The organism is Mycobacterium sp., assembly GCF_051006775.1.
In the GTDB taxonomy this organism is placed as follows: domain Bacteria; phylum Actinomycetota; class Actinomycetes; order Mycobacteriales; family Mycobacteriaceae; genus Mycobacterium.
This window is the reverse complement of record NZ_JBPCSX010000177.1, coordinates 31,527-51,592: the sequence shown is the minus strand read 5'-3', so window position 1 is coordinate 51,592 and position 20,066 is coordinate 31,527. Positions and strand designations below refer to the sequence as shown.

General features: G+C 65.5%; 16 protein-coding genes. 13 read left to right on the top strand and 3 right to left on the bottom strand.

What is annotated here, in order from left to right; translation table 11 throughout:
- The 4 genes from secF to ACR2JI_RS13040 are packed head-to-tail and all read left to right on the top strand — an operon-like array spanning position 1 to position 5,778.
- A complete protein-coding gene (gene secF, locus ACR2JI_RS13055; RefSeq protein ID WP_526390564.1) occupies positions 1-1,212 on the top strand; it encodes a protein translocase subunit SecF in 1,212 nt (403 codons plus the stop codon).
- A gap of 7 nt (positions 1,213-1,219) precedes the next feature.
- Positions 1,220-2,881, top strand: a complete 1,662-nt coding sequence (locus tag ACR2JI_RS13050) for an ABC transporter substrate-binding protein (protein ID WP_526390562.1) — start codon at positions 1,220-1,222, stop codon at positions 2,879-2,881.
- Entirely contained in the window at positions 2,878-3,408 is a 531-nt protein-coding gene (locus tag ACR2JI_RS13045) for an adenine phosphoribosyltransferase (protein WP_526390560.1), read from the top strand. The genes ACR2JI_RS13050 and ACR2JI_RS13045 overlap by 4 nt, the downstream gene beginning before the upstream one ends.
- 33 nt (positions 3,409-3,441) lie before the next feature.
- Complete coding sequence (locus ACR2JI_RS13040) at positions 3,442-5,778, top strand: RelA/SpoT family protein (RefSeq protein ID WP_526390558.1); 2,337 nt, start codon at positions 3,442-3,444, stop codon at positions 5,776-5,778.
- A 112-nt stretch (positions 5,779-5,890) separates the two neighbouring features.
- Here the strand turns inward: ACR2JI_RS13040 and ACR2JI_RS13035 are convergent, their stop codons facing one another.
- Complete coding sequence (locus tag ACR2JI_RS13035) at positions 5,891-6,865, bottom strand: peptidylprolyl isomerase (protein WP_526390606.1); 975 nt, start codon at positions 6,863-6,865, stop codon at positions 5,891-5,893.
- Between the two features lie 118 nt (positions 6,866-6,983).
- Positions 6,984-7,856, bottom strand: coding sequence for a peptidylprolyl isomerase (locus tag ACR2JI_RS13030; RefSeq protein ID WP_526390556.1), 873 nt, complete (start codon positions 7,854-7,856; stop codon positions 6,984-6,986).
- Positions 7,857-8,004: 148 nt separating this feature from the next.
- Between ACR2JI_RS13030 and ACR2JI_RS13025 the strand changes: the two genes are divergently transcribed.
- From ACR2JI_RS13025 to ACR2JI_RS13010, 4 genes are all read left to right on the top strand, one after another.
- Entirely contained in the window at positions 8,005-8,676 is a 672-nt protein-coding gene (locus tag ACR2JI_RS13025) for an MBL fold metallo-hydrolase (protein WP_526390554.1), read from the top strand.
- Positions 8,673-9,932, top strand: a complete 1,260-nt coding sequence (hisS, locus tag ACR2JI_RS13020) for a histidine--tRNA ligase (protein WP_526390552.1) — start codon at positions 8,673-8,675, stop codon at positions 9,930-9,932. The genes ACR2JI_RS13025 and hisS overlap by 4 nt, the downstream gene beginning before the upstream one ends.
- 34 nt (positions 9,933-9,966) lie before the next feature.
- Positions 9,967-10,395: an Rv2576c family protein gene (locus tag ACR2JI_RS13015; protein WP_526390550.1), complete on the top strand. Its 429-nt coding sequence runs from the start codon at positions 9,967-9,969 to the stop codon at positions 10,393-10,395.
- A 77-nt stretch (positions 10,396-10,472) separates the two neighbouring features.
- Positions 10,473-10,919: a hypothetical protein gene (locus ACR2JI_RS13010; RefSeq protein ID WP_526390548.1), complete on the top strand. Its 447-nt coding sequence runs from the start codon at positions 10,473-10,475 to the stop codon at positions 10,917-10,919.
- 12 nt (positions 10,920-10,931) lie between these two features.
- On the opposite strand, the gene ypfJ is transcribed toward ACR2JI_RS13010, so the two are convergent.
- On the bottom strand, positions 10,932-11,810 hold the full coding sequence (gene ypfJ, locus ACR2JI_RS13005; protein ID WP_526390546.1) for a KPN_02809 family neutral zinc metallopeptidase: 879 nt from the start codon (positions 11,808-11,810) through the stop codon (positions 10,932-10,934).
- 155 nt (positions 11,811-11,965) lie between these two features.
- On the opposite strand from ypfJ, the gene aspS reads away from it, so the two are divergent.
- From aspS to ACR2JI_RS12980, 5 genes are all read left to right on the top strand, one after another.
- Positions 11,966-13,753 carry an aspartate--tRNA ligase gene (gene aspS, locus ACR2JI_RS13000; protein ID WP_526390544.1) on the top strand — a complete coding sequence of 596 codons (1,788 nt, stop codon included), beginning with the start codon at positions 11,966-11,968 and terminating at the stop codon, positions 13,751-13,753.
- 14 nt (positions 13,754-13,767) lie between these two features.
- Positions 13,768-15,090, top strand: a complete 1,323-nt coding sequence (locus ACR2JI_RS12995) for a hypothetical protein (RefSeq protein ID WP_526390542.1) — start codon at positions 13,768-13,770, stop codon at positions 15,088-15,090.
- A gap of 20 nt (positions 15,091-15,110) precedes the next feature.
- The gene (locus ACR2JI_RS12990) at positions 15,111-16,436 is read left to right on the top strand and encodes a hypothetical protein (protein ID WP_526390540.1); all 1,326 of its coding nucleotides are present in this window, start codon (positions 15,111-15,113) and stop codon (positions 16,434-16,436) included.
- 301 nt (positions 16,437-16,737) lie between these two features.
- Positions 16,738-17,142 carry an MmpS family transport accessory protein gene (locus ACR2JI_RS12985; RefSeq protein ID WP_526390605.1) on the top strand — a complete coding sequence of 135 codons (405 nt, stop codon included), beginning with the start codon at positions 16,738-16,740 and terminating at the stop codon, positions 17,140-17,142.
- A complete protein-coding gene (locus ACR2JI_RS12980) occupies positions 17,139-20,033 on the top strand; it encodes an MMPL/RND family transporter (protein ID WP_526390538.1) in 2,895 nt (964 codons plus the stop codon). Before ACR2JI_RS12985 ends, ACR2JI_RS12980 begins: the two co-directional genes overlap by 4 nt.
- The last annotated feature ends 33 nt before the right edge of the window (positions 20,034-20,066 follow it).

The following is a 20,066-nucleotide window of genomic DNA, read 5'->3' as shown; positions in this document are numbered from 1 at the left end:
ATGACTGACAACATCAATGCCGACATTGCTGTCGAGGAGATCCTCGAGGAACGGGTCGCGACGGCGAATGCCGCCGCGCTGCCCAAGCACAGTTTTCTGAACCGGCTCTACACCGGCACCGGCGGCTTCGATGTGATGGGAAAGCGCAAGCTTCTGTTCGCCATCACCGCCCTGCTGGTCGCCATCGGCATCGCCAGCATCGTGCTGAAGGGATTCACTTTCGGTATCGACTTCCAGGGTGGGACCAAAGTCGGTTTCCCGCGTGGTGACGCGTCCGTGGTTCAGGTTCAGGAGGTATTCGAGCAAGCCATCGGCAATGCGCCCGAGTCGGTGGTGATCGTTGGCAACGGAGCGAGTTCCACCGTGCAGATCCGCTCGGAGACGCTCGACAACGAAGAGACTGCCAAGCTTCGCGACGCCCTCTTCGAGAAATTCCAGCCCAAGGGTGAAGATGGTAAGCCCAGCAAGCAGGCCATCAGCGACTCCGCTGTGTCGGAGACCTGGGGCGGGCAGATCACCAAGAAGGCGCTCATCGCCTTGGCGGTGTTCCTGGTGCTGGTCGGTATCTACATCACCATTCGCTACGAGAAATTCATGGCTCTGGCGGCACTGGGCTCGTTGGCGCTGGATCTCATCACGACCGCCGGCATCTACTCACTCGTCGGGTTCGAGGTCACACCGGCGACCGTGATCGGCCTGTTGACGATTCTGGGTTACTCGCTCTACGACACCGTCATCGTGTTCGACAAGGTCGAGGAGAACACCAAGGGTTTCGAACACACCACCCGGCGCACCTTCGCCGAGCAGGCCAACCTGGCGGTCAACCAGACGTTCATGCGGTCGATCAACACCAGTCTGATCTCGCTCATGCCGGTGGCGTCCCTGATGGTCGTCGCAGTATGGATCCTGGGCGTCGGCACACTCAAAGACTTGGCGCTGGTGATGATGATCGGCATCATCGTGGGTACCTACTCGTCGATATTCTTCGCCACACCGCTGATGGTGTCGTTGCGGGAACGCACCGAACTGGTCCGTAATCACACCCGCCGGGTGCTTAGCCGGCGTAAGCCCGCATCCAGCGAGCCGGCTGCTGCCGCCGAGTTGGACACCATCCCGGCGGAGGAGTCGGTGACCGTGGGGTCCACCCCGGCGCCGGGGGCCCGTCCGGTCCGGCCGAATCGTCCGTCCGGCAAGCGTGGCACGCGCAAGTAGCCGCGCGGTGGTTCGCGAGCGTCGCCGGTCGGCCACGATCGCGATCGCGGCCACGCTCGCACTGCTGGCCCCGGTTTCGCTGGCAGCGTGTGGCAGCGCTGCCGCCGACCAGATCAACTTTGCCGTAGACGGAACTTTGGGCAGCTACAACACCAACACCGTAAACGGCGCTGCCTCCGCTGGTCCGCAGGCATTTGCCCGGGTGCTGACCGGATTCAGTTTTCACGGTCCTGACGGGCAGGCGCTGGCCGATCGCGACTTCGGTTCGGTGTCGGTGGTAGGTCGTGAACCGCTGGTGCTCGATTACCAGATCGCCGATGGCGCGGTCTATTCCGACGGCAAACCGGTCACCTGTGACGACCTGGTGCTGACCTGGGCTGCGCAGTCGGGCAGGTTTCCCGGTTTCGACGCCGCCAGCCAGGCCGGGTATCTCGACATCTCCGGTATCGAGTGCCAGCCGGGTTCGAAGAAGGCCAGGGTCAATTTCTTCCCGGGTCGCGCCGTCGCCGACTACGAGGGTCTGTTCACCGCAACCTCGGTGATGCCGTCGCACGTCATCGGAGATGAACTGGGAATCGACGTTACGGCAACACTTTTCGGCGGTGATCCTGCCGCCGTCGCGCGTATCGCCGATGCGTGGAACACCGGTTGGGACCTTAAGCCCGACATGAAGGCTTCAGACCTCAAGCGTTTCCCATCCGCGGGTCCCTACAAGATCGACTCGGTGCTGTCCGAAGGCGCTGTTGTGCTGATCGTCAACGACAAGTGGTGGGGCACCAAGCCGGTGACCAAACGGATCACGGTGTGGCCACATGGTGTCGATGTGCAAGACCGCGTCAACAACGGCACCTTCCACGTCGTCGACGTGGCAACCGGTTCGTCGGGCACTCTCACCGCCCCGGATGATTACAGCCGCGAAGAGATCGCCTCCGGCGGTATCGAGCAGCTGATCTTCGCCTCGCAGGGGGCGCTTTCGGCTCCGCCTGCCCGGCGTGCGGTGGCGTTGTGCACGCCCCGCGACGTGATCGCCACCAACGCCGGTATGCCGATTGTCAACACCCGACTCAACCCGGTGGGCGACAACGCCTACAGCGCAATCGAATCCGCCGCCGAAGCCGGTCAGTTCAGTGTGGCCAACCCGGACGCGGCACGTGCGGCGATCAACGGTGTGCCGATGACCGTCCGCATCGGCTACCAGGCGCCTAACCCGCGGCTGGCCGCGACCATCGCGGCAATCACCAAGTCGTGCGAGGCGGCCGGCATCACCGTCGAGGACGTGACCTCCGGTACCACTGGCCCCCAGGCTTTGCGCGACGGACAGATCGACGCCCTGCTGGCCAGTACTGGTGGCGCGACGGGAAGCGGGTCCACCGGATCCTCGGCCATGGATGCGTACACGCTGCACACCGGTAACGGCAACAACCTGCCGGCCTACTCCAACCCACCGATTGACGGCATCATCTCCGCCCTCGCTGTCACCACCGACCCCAAAGAACAGGTGCGGTTGCTCACCGACGGCTCGCCCATCTTGTGGGCCGATGTTCCCACCCTGCCGCTGTACCGCCAGGAGCGCACGGTGCTGGCTTCGAAGAAGATGTTCGGTGTCCAGCCCAACCCCACCAGGTGGGGCGCGGGCTGGAACATGGACCGGTGGATTCTCGAGCCGTGAGCGGTGGCGATGTCGGTGCGGTCATCGCGGCGCTGACCCGTGAGGTTCCGGACTTCCCGGAACCCGGTGTGCTGTTCCGTGATCTGACCCCGGTGCTGGCCGACAAGCACGGCTTCGCGGCGGTGACCGACGCGCTGGCACGTGCTGTCGAGGGCGCCGATCTGATCGCCGGTATCGACGCGCGGGGCTTCCTGCTCGGCGGCGCGGTGGCCCATCGGCTCGGAGTCGGTGTGCTGGCCATCCGCAAGGGTGGCAAGTTACCGCCACCGGTGCACAGCCGCAGCTACGCGCTGGAGTACGGCACCGCCACCTTGGAAATCCCGTTCGATGCGATCGATCTGAGGGGTTGCCGAATCGCCGTCATCGACGACGTGCTGGCCACCGGGGGGACGGTTGCGGCCGCGCGCGACCTGTTGACCACCGCGGGCGCCGAGGTGACGCTGGCTGCCGTCGTGATCGAGCTGACCGCGCTCGGTGGGCGCGACCTGCTGACGCCGCTGCCGGTGCACAGCCTCCAGCGGGTCTAGAGGCGATATCCTCGGGGGGAATCGGAGGTGAGCATGGCGGAGCAACCGGGCGGCCCTGGACAGCCGCTGCAGGTCGCCGAGACCCCCGAGTCCCGGCCGGACACCCCCAAGACCACCAGTAGTGCCTCGCGACGGGTGCGGGCGCGGTTGGCCCGCCGGATGACGTCTGCGCGCAGCACGCTCAATCCGGTGCTGGAACCGCTGGTCGCCGTACACCGCGAGTTCTACCCCAAAGCGGATCTGACGATCCTGCAGCGTGCCTACGAAGTGGCCGAGGCCAAGCACGCCACCCAAATGCGGCGCTCCGGGGACCCCTACATCACCCATCCCCTGGCGGTCGCCAACATCCTCGCCGAGTTGGGCATGGACACCACCACACTGGTCGCCGCGCTGCTGCACGACACCGTCGAGGACACCGGCTACACGCTGGACGCGCTGACCGTCGAGTTCGGCGAAGAGGTTGGCCACCTCGTCGACGGTGTCACCAAACTCGACAGGGTCGTGCTGGGCAGTGCTGCTGAAGGCGAAACCATCCGCAAGATGATCATCGCGATGGCGCGCGACCCGCGCGTGCTGGTGATCAAGGTGGCCGACCGGTTGCACAATATGCGGACCATGCGTTTTCTGCCACCGGAGAAGCAGGCACGTAAGGCCCGCGAAACCCTGGAAGTCATTGCGCCCCTTGCTCATCGGCTCGGTATGGCGACGGTCAAGTGGGAGCTCGAGGATTTATCGTTCGCGATCCTGCATCCCAAACGCTACGACGAGATCGTGCGATTGGTCGCGGACCGGGCTCCCTCGCGGGACACCTACCTGGCCAAGGTGCGAGCTGAGATCGGCGCTGCGCTCGGCGCCATGAAGATCGGTGCGACGGTGGAGGGCCGGCCCAAGCACTACTGGTCGATCTATCAGAAGATGATTGTCAAGGGTCGCGACTTCGACGATATCCACGATCTGGTCGGCGTACGGATCCTGTGCGATGAGATCCGCGACTGCTACGCCGCCGTCGGCGTCGTTCATTCGCTGTGGCAGCCGATGCCGGGCCGGTTCAAGGACTACATCGCCCAGCCGAGGTTCGGGGTGTACCAGTCGCTGCACACCACCGTGGTCGGCCCGGAGGGCAAACCGCTGGAGGTGCAGATCCGCACGCGCGACATGCACCGCACCGCCGAGTACGGCATCGCCGCGCACTGGCGTTACAAAGAGGCAAAGGGCCGGGTGGTGCATCCGCACGCCGCCGCCGAGATCGACGATATGGCCTGGATGCGGCAGCTGCTGGACTGGCAACGTGAGGCCGCCGACCCCGGCGAGTTCCTCGAGTCGCTGCGCTACGACCTCGCGGTGCAGGAGATCTTCGTATTCACCCCCAAGGGTGACGTGATCACGCTGCCGGCCGGATCGACTCCGGTGGACTTCGCCTACGCGGTGCACACCGAGGTAGGCCATCGATGTATCGGCGCGCGGGTAAACGGTCGCCTCGTCGCGTTGGAGCGCACCCTCGAAAACGGCCAACTGGTCGAGGTTTTCACCTCCAAGGCGCCCAGCGCCGGTCCGTCCCGGGATTGGGCGGGCTTCGTGGTGTCGCCGCGCGCCAAGGCCAAGATCCGGCAGTGGTTCGCCAAGGAGCGCCGTGAGGAGGCGCTGGAGGCGGGTAAGGATGCGATCGCCCGCGAGGTCCGCCGCGGTGGTCTGCCGCTGCAGCGTCTGGTCAACGGCGAGGCGATGACGGCCCTGGCCAAGGAACTGCGCTACGGCGACGTCTCCTCGATGTACACCGCGGTGGGCGAGGGCCACGTCTCGCCGCGCCACGTCGTGCAGCGACTGCTGGCACAACTCGGCGGCGCCGAGGACGCGGAGGACGAACTGGCCGAGCGGGCCACCCTGACCACGATGCCGGTGCGTCAGCGCGACACCGAGGACTCCGGGGTAGCGGTGCCGGGTGCGACGGGCACGCTGACCAAGCTTGCCAAATGCTGCACGCCGGTGCCCGGTGACAACATCATGGGCTTTGTCACCCGCGGTGGCGGGGTGAGTGTGCACCGCACCGACTGCACCAATGCCACCGATCTGCAGCTGCAGTCCGAGCGCATCATCGAGGTGGTCTGGGCGCCGTCGCCGACGTCGGTGTTCCTGGTCGCCATTCAGGTTGAGGCGCTCGACAGGCACCGGTTGCTTTCCGATGTCACCCGGGTGCTCGCCGATGAACGGGTGAACATCCTCTCCGCTCAGGTGACGACCTCCGACGACCGAGTTGCCATCAGCCGCTTCACATTTGAGATGGGCGACCCCAAACATCTGGGCCATGTGCTCAACGCTGTCCGCAACATCGAGGGCGTCTACGACGTCTACCGGGTGACGTCCGCCGCCTGACGATGCCGGTCTCGCCAGTGGCTTGGTGGTTGACATGGCGGACCTCGCAGGGTCGACCGATTCTGGCAGCGATCAGGTGACGCCGCGATGACAGGCCCGCTGCCGGCTTTGCTCAGAGCCGAATCGTGGTGATCGTGACAGGTTGCTGCGGCCTGCCGTCGTCGGCGCCGCCGTCAACCCCCGCGGAGACCAATTTATCGACGGTGAGCATGCCTTTATCGTCCACCCGGCCGAACACCGTGTAGGTCGGCGGCAGCTTCGAATCACGGTAGACGATGAAGAACTGGCTGCCGTTGCTGTCGGGTCCGGAATTGGCCATCGCCACGGTGCCGCGAGGATAGGTGACCGGTCGGCTCAGCGCGGGGTCGAACGGCCGGTACTGGTTGGTCGGGTACTCGTTGGCGAAGCGGTATCCGGGACCGCCGCTGCCGGATCCGGTCGGGTCGCCGCATTGCAGCGCCGCCAGCGTCGGCGAATTGCTCAGTCGATGGCATTCGGTCTCATCGAAGAAGCCCTGCTCGGCAAGGGTGACGAAACTGTTGACGGTGCACGGCGCCGTCGCGCTGTCCAGTTCCAGACGCACCGGGCCGTCGTTGGTCTCCATGGTGGCGGTGACCGGCGGCTGCTCGGGAGAAGGCCCGTCCTGCGGCGGGAGGACCGGCCGGACCGCCGGTGTGGCGGTCGCGGGGTAGGCGCAGGCCGCCCCGAGTGCGGCCGGGGGATTGAACGGCGGCAGGCTTGCGTCACCCGGTGGTGCGGCGGCGCGGGGGCGCATCACCCCGACCCCGTCGGGATAGGTGTTCTCCCGGACTACCCGGGCCGCCCAGGAGAACAACAGCACGCCGGCTATCAGGGCCAGGATGGTGCCGATGGTGACCAGGTAGCCGATCACCAGTCCGGCTACCGCAAGACCGCGGCCCTCCTCGCCGGACCGCTTGATCTGCGACAGCGACAGGTGGCCGAACACGATCCCCAGCGGCGCGAAGAGGAAAGCGCAGATCAGTGACGCGATCGCCAGGGCGTTGGTCGGCCGCGGCCGCGGCGGCGGGTAGGGCGGGTAGGGATTACCCAGGTAGGGGTAGGGCATCGGCGGCGGCGCCGGGGGGTAGGCCGGGTATTCCGCATAGCCCGAATCGGCCGCCGGCACCCCGTAGCGGGGCGCGGACGGGTCCTGATCCTGATATGGCGGGACGGACATGGGCTGTCTAGTCCAGAAGGACGGACTTGACCTTCACCTCGGTGGTCGGCTTGCCGTCCTCGCCGCCTCCTGCGACTCCGGCCGCGGCGATCTTGTCCAGCGTGGCCAGTCCGGTGCTGTCGATGGTTCCGAAGACCGTGTAGTTCGGCGGCAGCTTCGAATCCTTGTAGACCAGGAAGAACTGGCTGCCGTTGGTGTCGGAGCCGGCGTTGGCCATTGCCAGCGACCCGCGCGGGTACAGCACCGGCTTCTGCAGCGCCGGATCATTCTTCGGGTACTGGTTGGTCGGGTACTCGTTGGCGAACTGGTAGCCCGGTCCGCCCGACCCGGTGCCGCCGGGATCCCCGCACTGCAGCACACCCAGCGATGCCGAGGTGGTCAGACGGTGGCAGATCGTGTTGTCGAAGAAACCCTTCTGGGCCAGGCTGGCGAAGCTGTTGACCGTGCACGGTGCTTCGGCGTTATTGAGGATCAGCCCCAGATTGCCCTGGTCGGTGGACATGCTGACGCTGATGGTGGCCGGGTCGGTGGGCACCTTGCCGGCCTTGGGCGCCTCGACCTTCCTGCTCGCCGGCTGAGCGCCCGGGTACTGGCAGTTGGCACCCAAGTCCGCCGGGGCCTTGAATGCCGGCAACTGGCCGTCGCCGCCGCGGGTCAGCGTCGTGGGGGTCGATGCCGACGACGACGGCGCGGACGCGGCCGTCGTGGTGTCTTTGTCGCCCAGGACGAACCACGCGATGAGGCCTGCCGCGATCGCGATGGCCAGCAGCGACCCCGCCACCGTCAGGATGCGCTGCTGCTTCTCCTTCTTGGCCCGGGTCTCAAGCTGCCGTTCGAGTTTGCGCTTCGCCGTCTCGCGTCGTTGTGCATTGCTGGGCACAGCGGTGGTCCTCCAAAGGTCGGGTCGGGAACGCCCTTGAGTCTGCCAGCCGAACATGTGAGCGGGGGCTTCGCCCCTCCAGGACCCACCGGGACCCACCGGGACCCAGCAGGATCAACCGTGACCTTCGGGTGCGAGACTGGTCACCGTGCTACTAACGGGGTTTGCGGCCGGAATGCTGGCCTGCAACTGCTACGTGCTGGCCCCCCATCAGGGGGCTGACGCGATCATCGTCGACCCTGGTCAGCGGGCCTTCGCACCGCTGCGCCGAATCCTCGACGAAAATCGGCTCACCCCGGCCGCGGTGCTGCTCACCCATGGCCATATCGACCACATCTGGTCGGCGCAGAAGGTGGCCGACAGCTACGGCTGCCCGGTGTTCATCCACCCCGAGGACCGTCACCTGCTCACCGACCCGATCCGCGGTTTCGGCCCCCGGATCGGCCAGATCGCCTTCGGCGCGCTGTTCCGGGAGCCCAAACAGTTGATCGAACTCGATTCCGACGGCGCCGAATTGGACTTCGGCGCCTTCGGCGTCGCTGTCGACCACACCCCGGGGCATACCCGCGGGTCGGTCGCCTTCCGGGTACGTCCCGCCGACTCCAGTGGACTGGTGTTCACCGGCGACACATTGTTCAAGCAGTCCGTCGGGCGGACCGACCTGCCCGGTGGCAGTGGCCGGGACCTGCTGGACTCGATCATCACCAAGATGTTCGTGCTCGCCGATGACACCCGGGTTCTGCCCGGCCACGGCGAAGCCAGCACCATCGGCGTCGAGCGCCGCACCAATCCGTTCCTGCAGGGGATCACCTCACTGTGAGTGATTTTCAGGCCCCCAAGGGTGTCCCGGACTACCTTCCCCCGCAGTCCGCGGAGTTCGTCGCGGTCCGGGACGGTCTGCTGGCATCGGCTCGACTGGCCGGCTACGGCGATATCGAACTGCCGATCTTCGAGGACACCGCGCTGTTCGCACGCGGGGTCGGGGAGTCCACCGATGTGGTGTCCAAGGAGATGTACACCTTCGCCGACCGCGGCGAGCGGTCGGTGACGCTGCGCCCGGAGGGTACTGCCGGGGTGATGCGGGCGGTGATCGAGCACGGTCTGGATCGCGGCGCGCTGCCGGTCAAGCTCTGCTACTGCGGACCGTTCTTTCGCTACGAACGTCCCCAGGCCGGACGCTACCGCCAGCTTCAGCAGGTCGGAATCGAGGCAATCGGCGTCGATGACCCAGCGCTGGACGCCGAGGTGATCGCGGTGGCCGATGCCGGATTCCGGTCGTTGGGCCTGGATGGCTTCCGGCTGGAGATCACCTCGCTGGGGGATGAGACCTGCCGGCCGCAATACCGGAAGTTGTTGCAGGACTTCCTGTTTAGTCTCGATCTCGATGAGTCGACCCGGCAGCGCGCCGAACTTAATCCGCTGCGGGTGCTCGACGACAAGCGTCCGCATATCCGTGAGATGACCGCGAGCGCGCCGGTGATGCTTGATCACCTCTCCGACGCCGCCAGGGGTCATTTCGACACCGTCCTGGCGCATCTCGACGCCCTGGGTGTGCCGTATGTGATCAACCCAAGGATGGTGCGCGGGCTGGACTACTACACCAAGACCACCTTCGAGTTCGTCCACGACGGCCTTGGCGCGCAATCCGGAATCGGCGGCGGCGGCCGCTACGACGGCCTGATGGCCGAACTCGGTGGCCAGAACCTCTCCGGCATCGGCTTCGGACTCGGGGTGGACCGAACCATGCTGGCGCTGGCGGCGGAGGGCAAGACCGTGGGCGATGCCACCCGATGTGATGTGTTCGGGGTGCCGATGGGCGGCCGGGCCAAGATCGAGCTGGCGCAGATCGCCGCTTCCCTGCGGGCCTCCGGCGTCCGGGTTGATCTGGCCTACGGCGACCGGGGCGTCAAGGGCGCCATGCGCGCCGCTGACCGCTCCGGTGCCCGGCTGGCACTGGTGGCAGGCGACCGCGATATCGAGGCCGGAACCGTCGGTATCAAGGACCTTTCCAGCGGCGAGCAGGTCGATGTTCCGGTGGCCGCCGTGGTGTCTGACGTACTGGGAAAGCTGGCCTGAATTCCGGGGTAACACCGCCGGTACCGTGGTCGATATGACTGATATGCGAACAACCACAGTCAGGGTTGCGGCGGCATTCGTGCTGGCCGCTGCGGGTGTTGTGACCACGCACGCCGTTTCCAGCGCTGATCCGGACCAGCATCAGGTGACCTACACCCTGACCGCGGCCGGCCCCTCGGACTTCACCGTCACCTACCTGACGGCACAGCCGCCCAGCAAGGACGCCTATAACGCTGACGCCTACACGTATATGAAGCGCGAGACCGTCAACGTCTCGCCCGGTGCGCCGTGGACGTTCTCGACCACGTTCGCCGATCCCCAGTGGGCCTTCCTTCAGGTGAGCAGCACCACGCGCGGCGGACAGGCGGCCCCCGAGGCGCACTGCGAGGTCAGCATCGACGGCCAGGTGGCTGTCGTCGGCGACGCCCCGTACAGCCCGCAGTGCTTCCTGTCGCGGTGGTAGCGGCCTCGGTGATTTCTTAACCCGATTCTTAATCCGGCCCGGGAACCGGGTACCGGGCACCCGGCGTTGTTCCGGGTATGAACGAGCTGATCGAGAAGTATCTACGCACCCGTGGTGTGCGGTATTTCCGCGGCCACCGGGATGACGAGTACTTCTATCTCGTCGACACCCGAATTCTTACCGGCCATGCCCGCTTGCACGTCCACCTCGCGGTCTGCGGGGCAGAGCGGGACGCCGTGCAGATCAGCATCACCGGCGACCGGTACTACCCGGCCGGGCACAGCGAGGTGTTCCAGCAAGCAGTGTCCCGATGGAATGACGAATGCCACGACGTGGGTGCGGTGATCCAGCCTTCCTGCGACCCCGCCCTTGTCGGTGTGGTTGCAGGAAGCCGTTATCGCGGAACCGATGTCGGCCAGTTGAGCACGTTCGTCGAGGGTGCGGAGGCAGGCGCCGTGCAGTTGTTGGGATTGATCGGTGACTTGGTCGCACCACTTCCCCCGACGCTGCGTAACGCCGGCTGAGGTGGCTTACCGCTAGTTCAGTTCGCGTGCGCTGAACGTGTCGCACTTGTTGGGGTCACCGGTTTGATAACCGACGGTGAACCACTTTTGCCGCTGCTCGGATGAGCCGTGCGTCCAGCGCTCGGGATTGACCCGCCCGGTGGTTTCCTTCTGGATGCGATCGTCACCGACCGAGGACGCGGCCGACAGCGCGTCGGCGATGTCCTTGTCGGTCAGTGGCTGCAGATAGGTGACATCTGTGCCCTGCTGCTTGGTCGTGGAGGCGTAGTGCGCCCACACCCCGGCGTAGCAGTCGGCCTGTAGTTCGGAACGCACGCCGTTGCCCTGCGCGCCCTGGACGCCCTTCTGTGCCTTGCCGAGGTCGCCGAGAAGGTTCTGAACGTGGTGGCCGTACTCGTGTGCGACGACGTACTCCTGGGCCAGTGGGCCGCCACTGGAACCGAACTGCGTCTCGAGGACCTTGAAGAAGTCGGTGTCGAAATAGGCGGTCTGGTCCGCCGGGCAGTAGAACGGCCCCACATCGCTGGTTGCCGGGCCGCAACCAGTCTGGACCTGGCCCTTGAACAGCTTCAGCGCGGGCCGACGGTAACCGCGCAGCAGTTGCTGCCAGACGCCGTCAACGGAGTTGCCGGTAGCGATCACCCGGCACTCCACGTGCGCATTGGCGTCGGCTCCGGTCCGGCACTTGGACACGTCATATGTCGGCCCGGACTGGGACGGGGCCCCGATCTGCTGTTGGCTGAGCACTGGGCCGGGATCGACACCGAGGAACAGCGCGAGCAGCACGATGGCCAGGCCGCCGAAACCGCCACCGATCGCGATACCGCGACCGCCACCGCCACCGGTGGAGGTCGTGCTGGTGTCGATCCGCATACCTTCGTTGAAGGTCATCGGTGCTCCTCGATATTTTTGCTGCCGCCCCTGGTGAGCCGCCGGGACAAGCTTGCCACAATCGCAGGTCCAGGTGTCGGTCGTCGCGGTGACCCGCGGACTCCATAGACTCCAACCGGCGGAACACCCGCCAGAAACAGTCGGTTCCCCTAGGAGTGACATTGCTGCGCAGTCATGGCGCTGGTTCGTTGCGGGCAGGCGACGCCGGGCAGACGGTCACGCTGGCCGGCTGGGTCGCACGGCGGCGTGACCACGGCGGGGTGATCTTCATCGATCTGCGCGATGCCTCCGGGGTGGCCCAGGTCGTCTTCCGGGACGCTGAGGTGCTGGCCCAGGCGCACCGGTTGCGTGCTGAGTTCTGCGTCGCGGTGCAGGGTGTGGTCGAGACCCGGCCGGAAGGCAACGCCAACGCCGATATCGCCACCGGTGAAATCGAAGTCAACGCGACGGCGCTGACCGTGCTGGGGGAGAGCGCCGCACTGCCCTTCCAACTCGACGAGCAACCGGGCGAGGAAGCCCGACTCAAATACCGCTATCTGGATCTGCGCCGGGAGGGCGGACCGGGGGATGCGATCCGCTTGCGCTCGAAGGTCAATGCCGCGGCGCGAGGCGTACTGGCCGCCCACGACTTCGTGGAGATCGAGACCCCGACCCTGACCCGTTCCACACCGGAGGGGGCCCGCGACTTCCTGGTGCCGGCCCGGCTCCAGCCCGGGTCGTTCTACGCGCTGCCGCAGAGTCCGCAGCTGTTCAAGCAGTTGCTCATGGTCGCCGGTATGGAGCGCTACTACCAGATCGCCCGCTGCTACCGCGATGAGGATTTCCGGGCCGACCGCCAGCCCGAGTTCACCCAACTCGATCTGGAGATGAGTTTCGTCGGCGCAGACGAGGTGATGGCAGTCGCCGAGGAGATCCTCGCCTCGCTGTGGGCGCTGATCGGCTATCAGTTGCCGCATCCCATCCCGCGGATGACCTATGCCGATGCCATGAGCCGATTCGGTTCGGACAAGCCCGATCTGCGGTTCGATCTGGAACTCGTCGAATGCACCGACTACTTCACCGACACCCCGTTCCGGGTGTTCCAGGCGCCGTATGTCGGCGCGGTGGTGATGCCCGGTGGGGCCTCCCAGCCGCGACGGGCTCTCGACGGCTGGCAGGAGTGGGCCAAGCAACGCGGACACAAGGGTCTGGCCTATGTGCTCATCGGGGACGACGGAACTCTTGGCGGACCGGTGGCCAAGAACCTCTCCGACGCGGAGCGCGACGGGTTGGCGGCGCGGGTGGGGGCCAAACCCGGTGACTGCGTGTTCTTCTCGGCCGGCCCGGTGAAGAGTTGCCGGGCACTGCTCGGTGCTGCGCGCGGTGAGATCGCTCGACGTCTGGAGATGATCGATCCGAACACGTGGGCGTTCGTGTGGATCGTCGATCCGCCGCTGTTCGAGCCCGCCGGTGATGCGACCGCAGCCGGCGACGTCGCGGTGGGATCGGGCGCCTGGACCGCGGTGCACCATGCGTTCACCGCACCGAAGCAGGGTCACGCCGAGCGCATCGACACCGATCCAGGATCAGTGCTCGCCGACGCCTACGACATAGTCTGCAACGGCCATGAGATCGGCGGTGGCTCGGTCCGTATCCATCGCCGCGATGTGCAGGAGCGGGTTTTCTCGGTAATGGGCATTGACAATGACGAAGCCGCAGAGAAATTCGGATTCCTGTTGGAAGCCTTCACCTTCGGCGCACCGCCGCATGGCGGTCTCGCGTTCGGATGGGACCGGATCACCGCACTGCTGTTCGGGGCGGACTCGATCCGGGATGTGATCGCCTTTCCGAAGTCCGGCGGCGGTATCGACCCGCTGACCGATGCGCCGGCGCCGATCACCGCACAGCAGCGCAAGGAGAGCGGTATGGACCACAAGCCCGAGACTGCGAAGACCACGCACTGACATCGCCCGCCGACATGATGGATAACACGCTCGACTTCATCGATCAGGCGTCATTTCTGGGCCTGCGGGCCTTGGGCCACGGGCCGGTGATCCAGTACACCTGGATCTATGAACACAGCGTCGATCTCGAGGGGTTGCGGCGGTTTCATCGCAACCTCGGCCGGGGGCTGCTGGGCCGGCGAATCGAGCGATCGCCGCTGCCGTTCGGCAGGCACCGCTGGATCGCCTGGCCGGGCCCGGCTGATATCGACGTGGCTGCATCGCCGCGACCGCGCGCTGAGGTCCATGTGTGGGTCGACGAACAGGCCGCACTGCGGATCGACCCTGAATACGGGCCGTCCTGGCGACTGGCGATGCAGCCGATCGCCGAAGGCGGTGCTGCGGTGACGCTGGTGCTGTCCCACACCGTGGCCGATGGAATCGGTGGGATCGTCGCCGTGGCGGAAGCTGTGAACGGGGTGGACCGCAATCTCGGCTACCCCGCTGTCCCGCGCCCGAGAATGTCTGCGCTGCTGGCTGATTCGCTCCGGTTCATCCGAGAGGTCCCCGCGATGTTCCGGGCGGCCGTCGCCATGGCCCGATTGCTCCGGAAGCGGGGAGACTCCGTCTCGGGCCCCACGCGCGAGTTGAGTGGCGGGATTTCGGAACCGGTTGGACCTGTCTCGGTTCCCGCGCTGACCGTCTACGGAGACGCTGGGGACTGGGACGCCCGGGCAGCTGCACTCGGCGGCACCCCGACATCATTGTTCATCGGCGTCACTTCCCGACTCGGCGTCAGGCTCGGCTGGGTCAATAGCGATGGCATGGTGGAGGTCACCGTCCCGGTCAACGAACGGACCGAGGGTGACACCCGTGGAAACGCGTTGATTCAGGTGTCGGTGATCGTCGACCCGGGCCGGGTCTGCGAGGACCTGGGCTCGGTGCGGTCGGATGTCAAAGCAGCGCTGTCCACACTCGCAGATGCCCGCCGCGAACTGCTCACGCCGCTTCCGCTGGTCCCGGTGGTGCCGAAGGCTGCCGCCCGGCGGTTGGAGGGCATGGTCATCAAGGCCGGCGTCATCGGCAGTTCCAACCTCGGAGAGGTTGCTCCCGACGCGAACCGCCCGGACGGGACCGACGCCGACTTTTTCTCCGTACGAATGGCCGAGCACCTCTCAAAGGCGGACACCCGCCGGACCAGGGGCATGTTCTTTCCGGTGGTCACCGGTCGAGTTCACGGCAGGATCTTCATCAGCATCGGCTACACCAACGCCGACGACACCACCACCAGGGATGATCTGGTGCACCAGGTCCGCGAGGCCCTGGCTGACTTCAGGTTATCCGGGATCATCGAATAGCCCGCTCCTATGATGGCGGCGTGGACAACACGATCGACTACATAGACCAGGCATCGTTCCTGGGTCTGCGGGCGCGCGGTCGCGATCCACTGATCCGATGGTGCTGGATCTACGACCATGAGGTCGACCTCGCGGCTCTGCGCCGGTTCCATCACAACCTCGGGCAGGGACTTCTCGGCCGGCGTATCGAACGCTCCCGGCTCCCGTTCGGCAGGCATAGATGGGTCGTCTGGCCGGGCCTGCCGGATATCGAGATCGCGCCGACGGCTCGGCCGCGTAGCGAGTTTCGAGCGTGGGTCGCCGAGCAGGCGGTCGTGCCGATCGATCCGGAGCGCGGCCCATCGTGGAGATTGGCCGTGCTGCCGTTCGCCGACGGCGGTGCGGCCGTCGTGCTGATCGTCTCGCACACTATCGCCGACGGTGGTGGCGCCGTTGTCGCTGTCACCGAGGCCGCCAAGGGAATAACTCGCGAGCTGGGCTATCCGAAACCCTCGTCGCGCACCAGATTCCAAGCGGTGCGGGAGGACGCCCGGGTGTTGATTCGCGGGTTGCCCGACGTCGGAAAGTCGGTCCTGGCAGCCCTTCGGCTGGCCCGCAAGGACGGCACGGCAGCGGTTCGGCAGAAGCCTCCGGCGATTCCCGCCCAGGCTGGTCTGGACCGGCAGGCGATGGTCCCGTCAGTCGTGATCGAGGTCGACGCCGAGCAGTGGGACAAGCGAGCCGGCGAACTCGGCGGGTCCGGTCCGACACTGCTGCTGGGCTTCGGAGCCAGATGTGGAAAGCATCTGGACTGGCTGGCAGAGGATGGGATGGTCAATATCTCCGTTCCCATCAGCGAGCGCACGCCGGGGGACGATCGGGCGAATGCCCTGACGAGTGTGACCTTCACCGTTGATCCCGACGTGGTCACCACGGATCTGTCCGATGCGCGCCTGAAATTCAAGGAAGCGCTGCGCGGCCTCGGGGAATCCGGCAATGAACTGCTGGGCCCACTACCGCTGGTGCCGTATGTGCCGCAACAGGCAGTGCGCCGACTCGAAGGCATGGTGCTCAAGAGCAAAGAGGTCGGCTGCTCCTACCTCGGCGAGCTTGACCCGGCAACCAACCGGCCAGACGGCACCGACGCGGTGTCGACATTCTTTCTGCCCTTCGAACAGGGCATCACGGTGCGCGATATCCGCCGCGCCGACGGCATCTTCCATCCGGTGATCTCGGGGCGGGTGAACGGTCGGGTGTGGATCGCCATCGGCTTCAGCAACGCTGCCTACACCACCACCCGAGACGAGTTGGCTGCGGTGGCCCGCAATGCCCTCGACGACATGGGGCTTTCCGGATCTGTCGAGTGAGCAGCCAACGCTGACAAAGCCATGACACGTGTCACACCGGCTTCGCGCCGCGATACTGTTAGTTCTACTATGTACCGGTGTCGATTGTGTTCGCGGGGCAGAGGAGGACGCCATGACCGTTGAACTGCCCGCAGACGAGCAACTGGGCACAGCGACCCCGCCGCACGAGGGAATCGAGACCAGCCACACTCCGAAAGCCCGCCGGGTCGCCCGGCGCGCCCGTAGAGAGGCGAAACGAACCGCGGGTCCCCGCCGTAAGACGGTTGGATACTGGCTGGCCCGCGGCTTCAGGAAGTCGTGGATGGCGCTGCTGATCCTGGCTGTCGTGGCGGTGGGCGCGTTCGCAGTCGATCGCCTGCACGGCATGTTCGGCAAGACCGAACTGACCCGGGAGGGCAGCGGTCTGGTCAACGATCCCAAGCCGTTCAACCCCAAATCAGTCACCTACGAGGTCTTCGGTCAACCCGGGGCGACGGCAACCATCAACTACCTGGACCTCGACGCCGAACCGCAGATCGTCCGCGATGTGGCGCTGCCCTGGTCGTTGACGCTGACCACCACGGCTCCGGCCGCGGCGGCCAACCTCGTCGCCCAGGGTGACGCGGACTCCATCGGCTGTCGGGTCACCGTCGATGGCGTGGTCAAAGCCGAGCGCCGGTCCAGCGGGGTCAGTGCCCAGACGTTCTGCATCGTCAAGTCCGGATGATCACGCTGTCGAAGCAGCGGCAGGCTGCAGGTAAGCCCCCGCGGCCACATATCGCCCACTGGATCCGCTTGCTTTCGCTGCCGATCATCATCGGCTGGCTGGCGCTGACCTTCCTGACAAACACCATCGTTCCCCAGGTCGAAGTCGTCGGTCAGGCGCAGTCGGTTCCGATGGCGGCGGAGGATGCGCCGTCGACAATTGCGATGAACAAGATCGGCAAGGTCTTTCAGGAGTACAACTCCAACACCTCGGTGATGGTCCTGCTGGAGAGCGATCAGCCACTCGGCGATGCGGCCCACACCTACTACGACCAGGTCGTCGCCAAACTCAAGGCCGACACCACACACGTCGAGCACGTTCAGGACTTCTGGAGCGATCCACTGACCGCGGCTGGATCCCAGAGCGCCGACGGCAAAGCCGCCTACGTTCAGGTGTATCTGGCCGGCAATATGGGCGAGGGACTGGCCAACGAGTCTGTGGCGGCCGCCCAGAAGATCGTCTCCAGTGTTCCCGCGCCACCCGGTATCACCACGTTCGTCACCGGCCCGTCGGCGTTGATGGCCGACACCCATATCGCCGGCGACCGCAGCCTGCAGGTGACCACGATGCTGACTTTCGGTGTCATCACCTTAATGCTGCTGTTCGTCTATCGGTCGATCGTGACTGTTCTGCTGGCCCTGTTCATGGTCGGGATCGAAGCGGCGGTGGCCCGCGGCATCGTGGCTGTGCTGGGTCACAATCACCTGATCGGTTTGTCGACGTTCGCGGTGAGCCTGCTGACATTGATGGCGATCGCCGCCGCCACCGACTACGTCATCTTCCTGTTCGGCCGCTATCAGGAGGCCCGCGGTAAGGGCAAAGACCGCGAAGCCGCCTATTACGAGATGTTCCACGGCACCGCGCACGTGATTCTGGGTTCCGGGCTGACGATCGCCGGCGCGATGCTCTGTCTGCACTTCACCCGAAGTCCGATGTTCAAGTCATTGGGAATCCCGGTCGCGGTCGGCATGGTCGTGGTGGTGGCGGCCGCCCTGACGATGGGGCCCGCCGTGATCGTCGCGGCAGGCAAAGTTGGCGCGCTAGAACCCAAGCGCGCCATGCGGGTTCGTTTCTGGCGACGGATCGGCGCGGCCGTGGTGCGCTGGCCGGGACCGATACTCATCGCCACCATCGCACTGTCTCTGGTCGGCTTGCTCGCCCTGCCGGGCTATCACACCGACTACAACGACCGGCACTATCTCCCGCCTGACATCCCTGCCAACCAGGGCTACGCGGCTGCGGATCGGCACTTCCCGGGATCCAGGCTCAACCCCGAACTACTGATGATCGAGTCCGATCACGATCTGCGGAACTCGGCGGACTTCCTGGTCATCGAGCGGGTGGCCAAGCAGATCTTCCACCAGCCCGGTATCGGGCGGGTGCAGTCCATCACCCGCCCTTTGGGCACCCCCATCGAGCACAGCTCGATCCCGTTCATGATCGGTATGCAGGGCAACCTGCAGACGATGAACATGTCGTACCTTCAGGACCGCATGAAGGACATGCTCAAAATGGGCGATGACATGGACATCAACATCGACAGCATGACCAAGATGTACGAGCTGATGGGTGCGCTGAACGCGGTCACTCACGACATGGTCGGCAAGATGGATCTCACGTACGAGGACATCAGCGAATTGCGTGACCACATCGCCGATTTCGACGACTTCTTTCGGCCGATCCGCAACTACCTCTATTGGGAGCCGCACTGTTTCGACATCCCGATGTGCTGGGCCACCCGGTCGATCTTCGACACCATCGACGGAATAGACGCGACCACCGACGACTTCCAGACCCTGCTGCCAAGCCTGCATCAGCTGGATGTGCTCACGGCCGAGATGCGCACCCTGATGCCACCGATGATCGACACCATGCGCTCGATGCAGACCATGCAGTTGACCATGCAGAGCACCCAGTCCGGCATGTACGACCAGATGCAGGAGCTGCAGGAGAATCAAGGCGCGCTCGGCAAGGCGTTCGATGATGCCAAGAACGACGACTCGTTCTATCTGCCGCCCGAAGTGTTCGACAACGCGGACTTCAAGCGCGGGATGAAGATGTTCCTGTCGCCGGACGGAAAGGCGGTGCGGTTCATCATCTCCCACGAGGGCGATCCGATGTCCAAGGAAGGGCTCAGCCACGTCGACACCATCCGCAACGCGGCATTCGAGGCCATCAAGGGAACGCCGCTGGAGGGTTCCAAGATCTACCTGGCCGGCACCTCGACCAGCTTTAAAGACATGCAGGACAGTGCCAACTACGATCTGATGATCGCCGGTATCGCCGCGCTGTGCCTGATCTTCATCATCATGCTGATCCTGACCCGGGCGGTGGTCGCCGCCGCTGTCATCGTGGGTACGGTGGCCCTGTCGCTGGGCACATCATTCGGTCTGTCGGTGCTCATCTGGCAGAACATCCTCGGGCAACCGCTGCACTTCATGGTGCTGGCGATGTCGGTGATCATCCTGCTGGCAGTCGGCTCCGACTACAACCTGCTGCTGGTCTCCCGATTCAAAGAAGAGATACCGGCCGGGTTGAACACCGGAATCATCCGCTCCATGGGCGGTACCGGCTCGGTGGTCACATCCGCCGGTCTGGTGTTCGCGCTGACGATGGCGACCATGGTCTTCGGCGAGCTCAAGGTCCTGGCACAGGTCGGCTCGACCATCGCCATGGGTCTGTTATTCGACACCCTGGTGATCAGGTCCTTCATGACCCCGTCCATCGCCGCACTGCTCGGCCGCTGGTTCTGGTGGCCGCAGGTGGTGCGGCAGCGTCCGGTGCCCCAGTCCTGGCGCGCAGACAAGGCGAGTGACCAGGCCGACGACGAGCAGGCGCTCGTCGCCACCTAGTCCTTTCGCGCCAGTCCTTTCGTGCCAGTCCCT

Excerpts from the sequence above, each read along its gene's own strand:
- secF (WP_526390564.1), top strand. The coding sequence starts at position 1 with ATGACTGACAACATCAATGCCGACATTGCTGTCGAGGAGATCCTCGAG.
- ACR2JI_RS13040 (WP_526390558.1), top strand. The coding sequence starts at position 3,442 with ATGGCGGAGCAACCGGGCGGCCCTGGACAGCCGCTGCAGGTCGCCGAG.
- ACR2JI_RS13035 (WP_526390606.1), bottom strand. The coding sequence starts at position 6,865 with ATGCCCTACCCCTACCTGGGTAATCCCTACCCGCCCTACCCGCCGCCG.
- ACR2JI_RS13015 (WP_526390550.1), top strand. The coding sequence starts at position 9,967 with ATGACTGATATGCGAACAACCACAGTCAGGGTTGCGGCGGCATTCGTG.
- ACR2JI_RS13010 (WP_526390548.1), top strand. The coding sequence starts at position 10,473 with ATGAACGAGCTGATCGAGAAGTATCTACGCACCCGTGGTGTGCGGTAT.
- ypfJ (WP_526390546.1), bottom strand. The coding sequence starts at position 11,810 with ATGACCTTCAACGAAGGTATGCGGATCGACACCAGCACGACCTCCACC.
- ACR2JI_RS12995 (WP_526390542.1), top strand. The coding sequence starts at position 13,768 with ATGATGGATAACACGCTCGACTTCATCGATCAGGCGTCATTTCTGGGC.
- ACR2JI_RS12985 (WP_526390605.1), top strand. The coding sequence starts at position 16,738 with ATGGCGCTGCTGATCCTGGCTGTCGTGGCGGTGGGCGCGTTCGCAGTC.
- ACR2JI_RS12980 (WP_526390538.1), top strand. The coding sequence starts at position 17,139 with ATGATCACGCTGTCGAAGCAGCGGCAGGCTGCAGGTAAGCCCCCGCGG.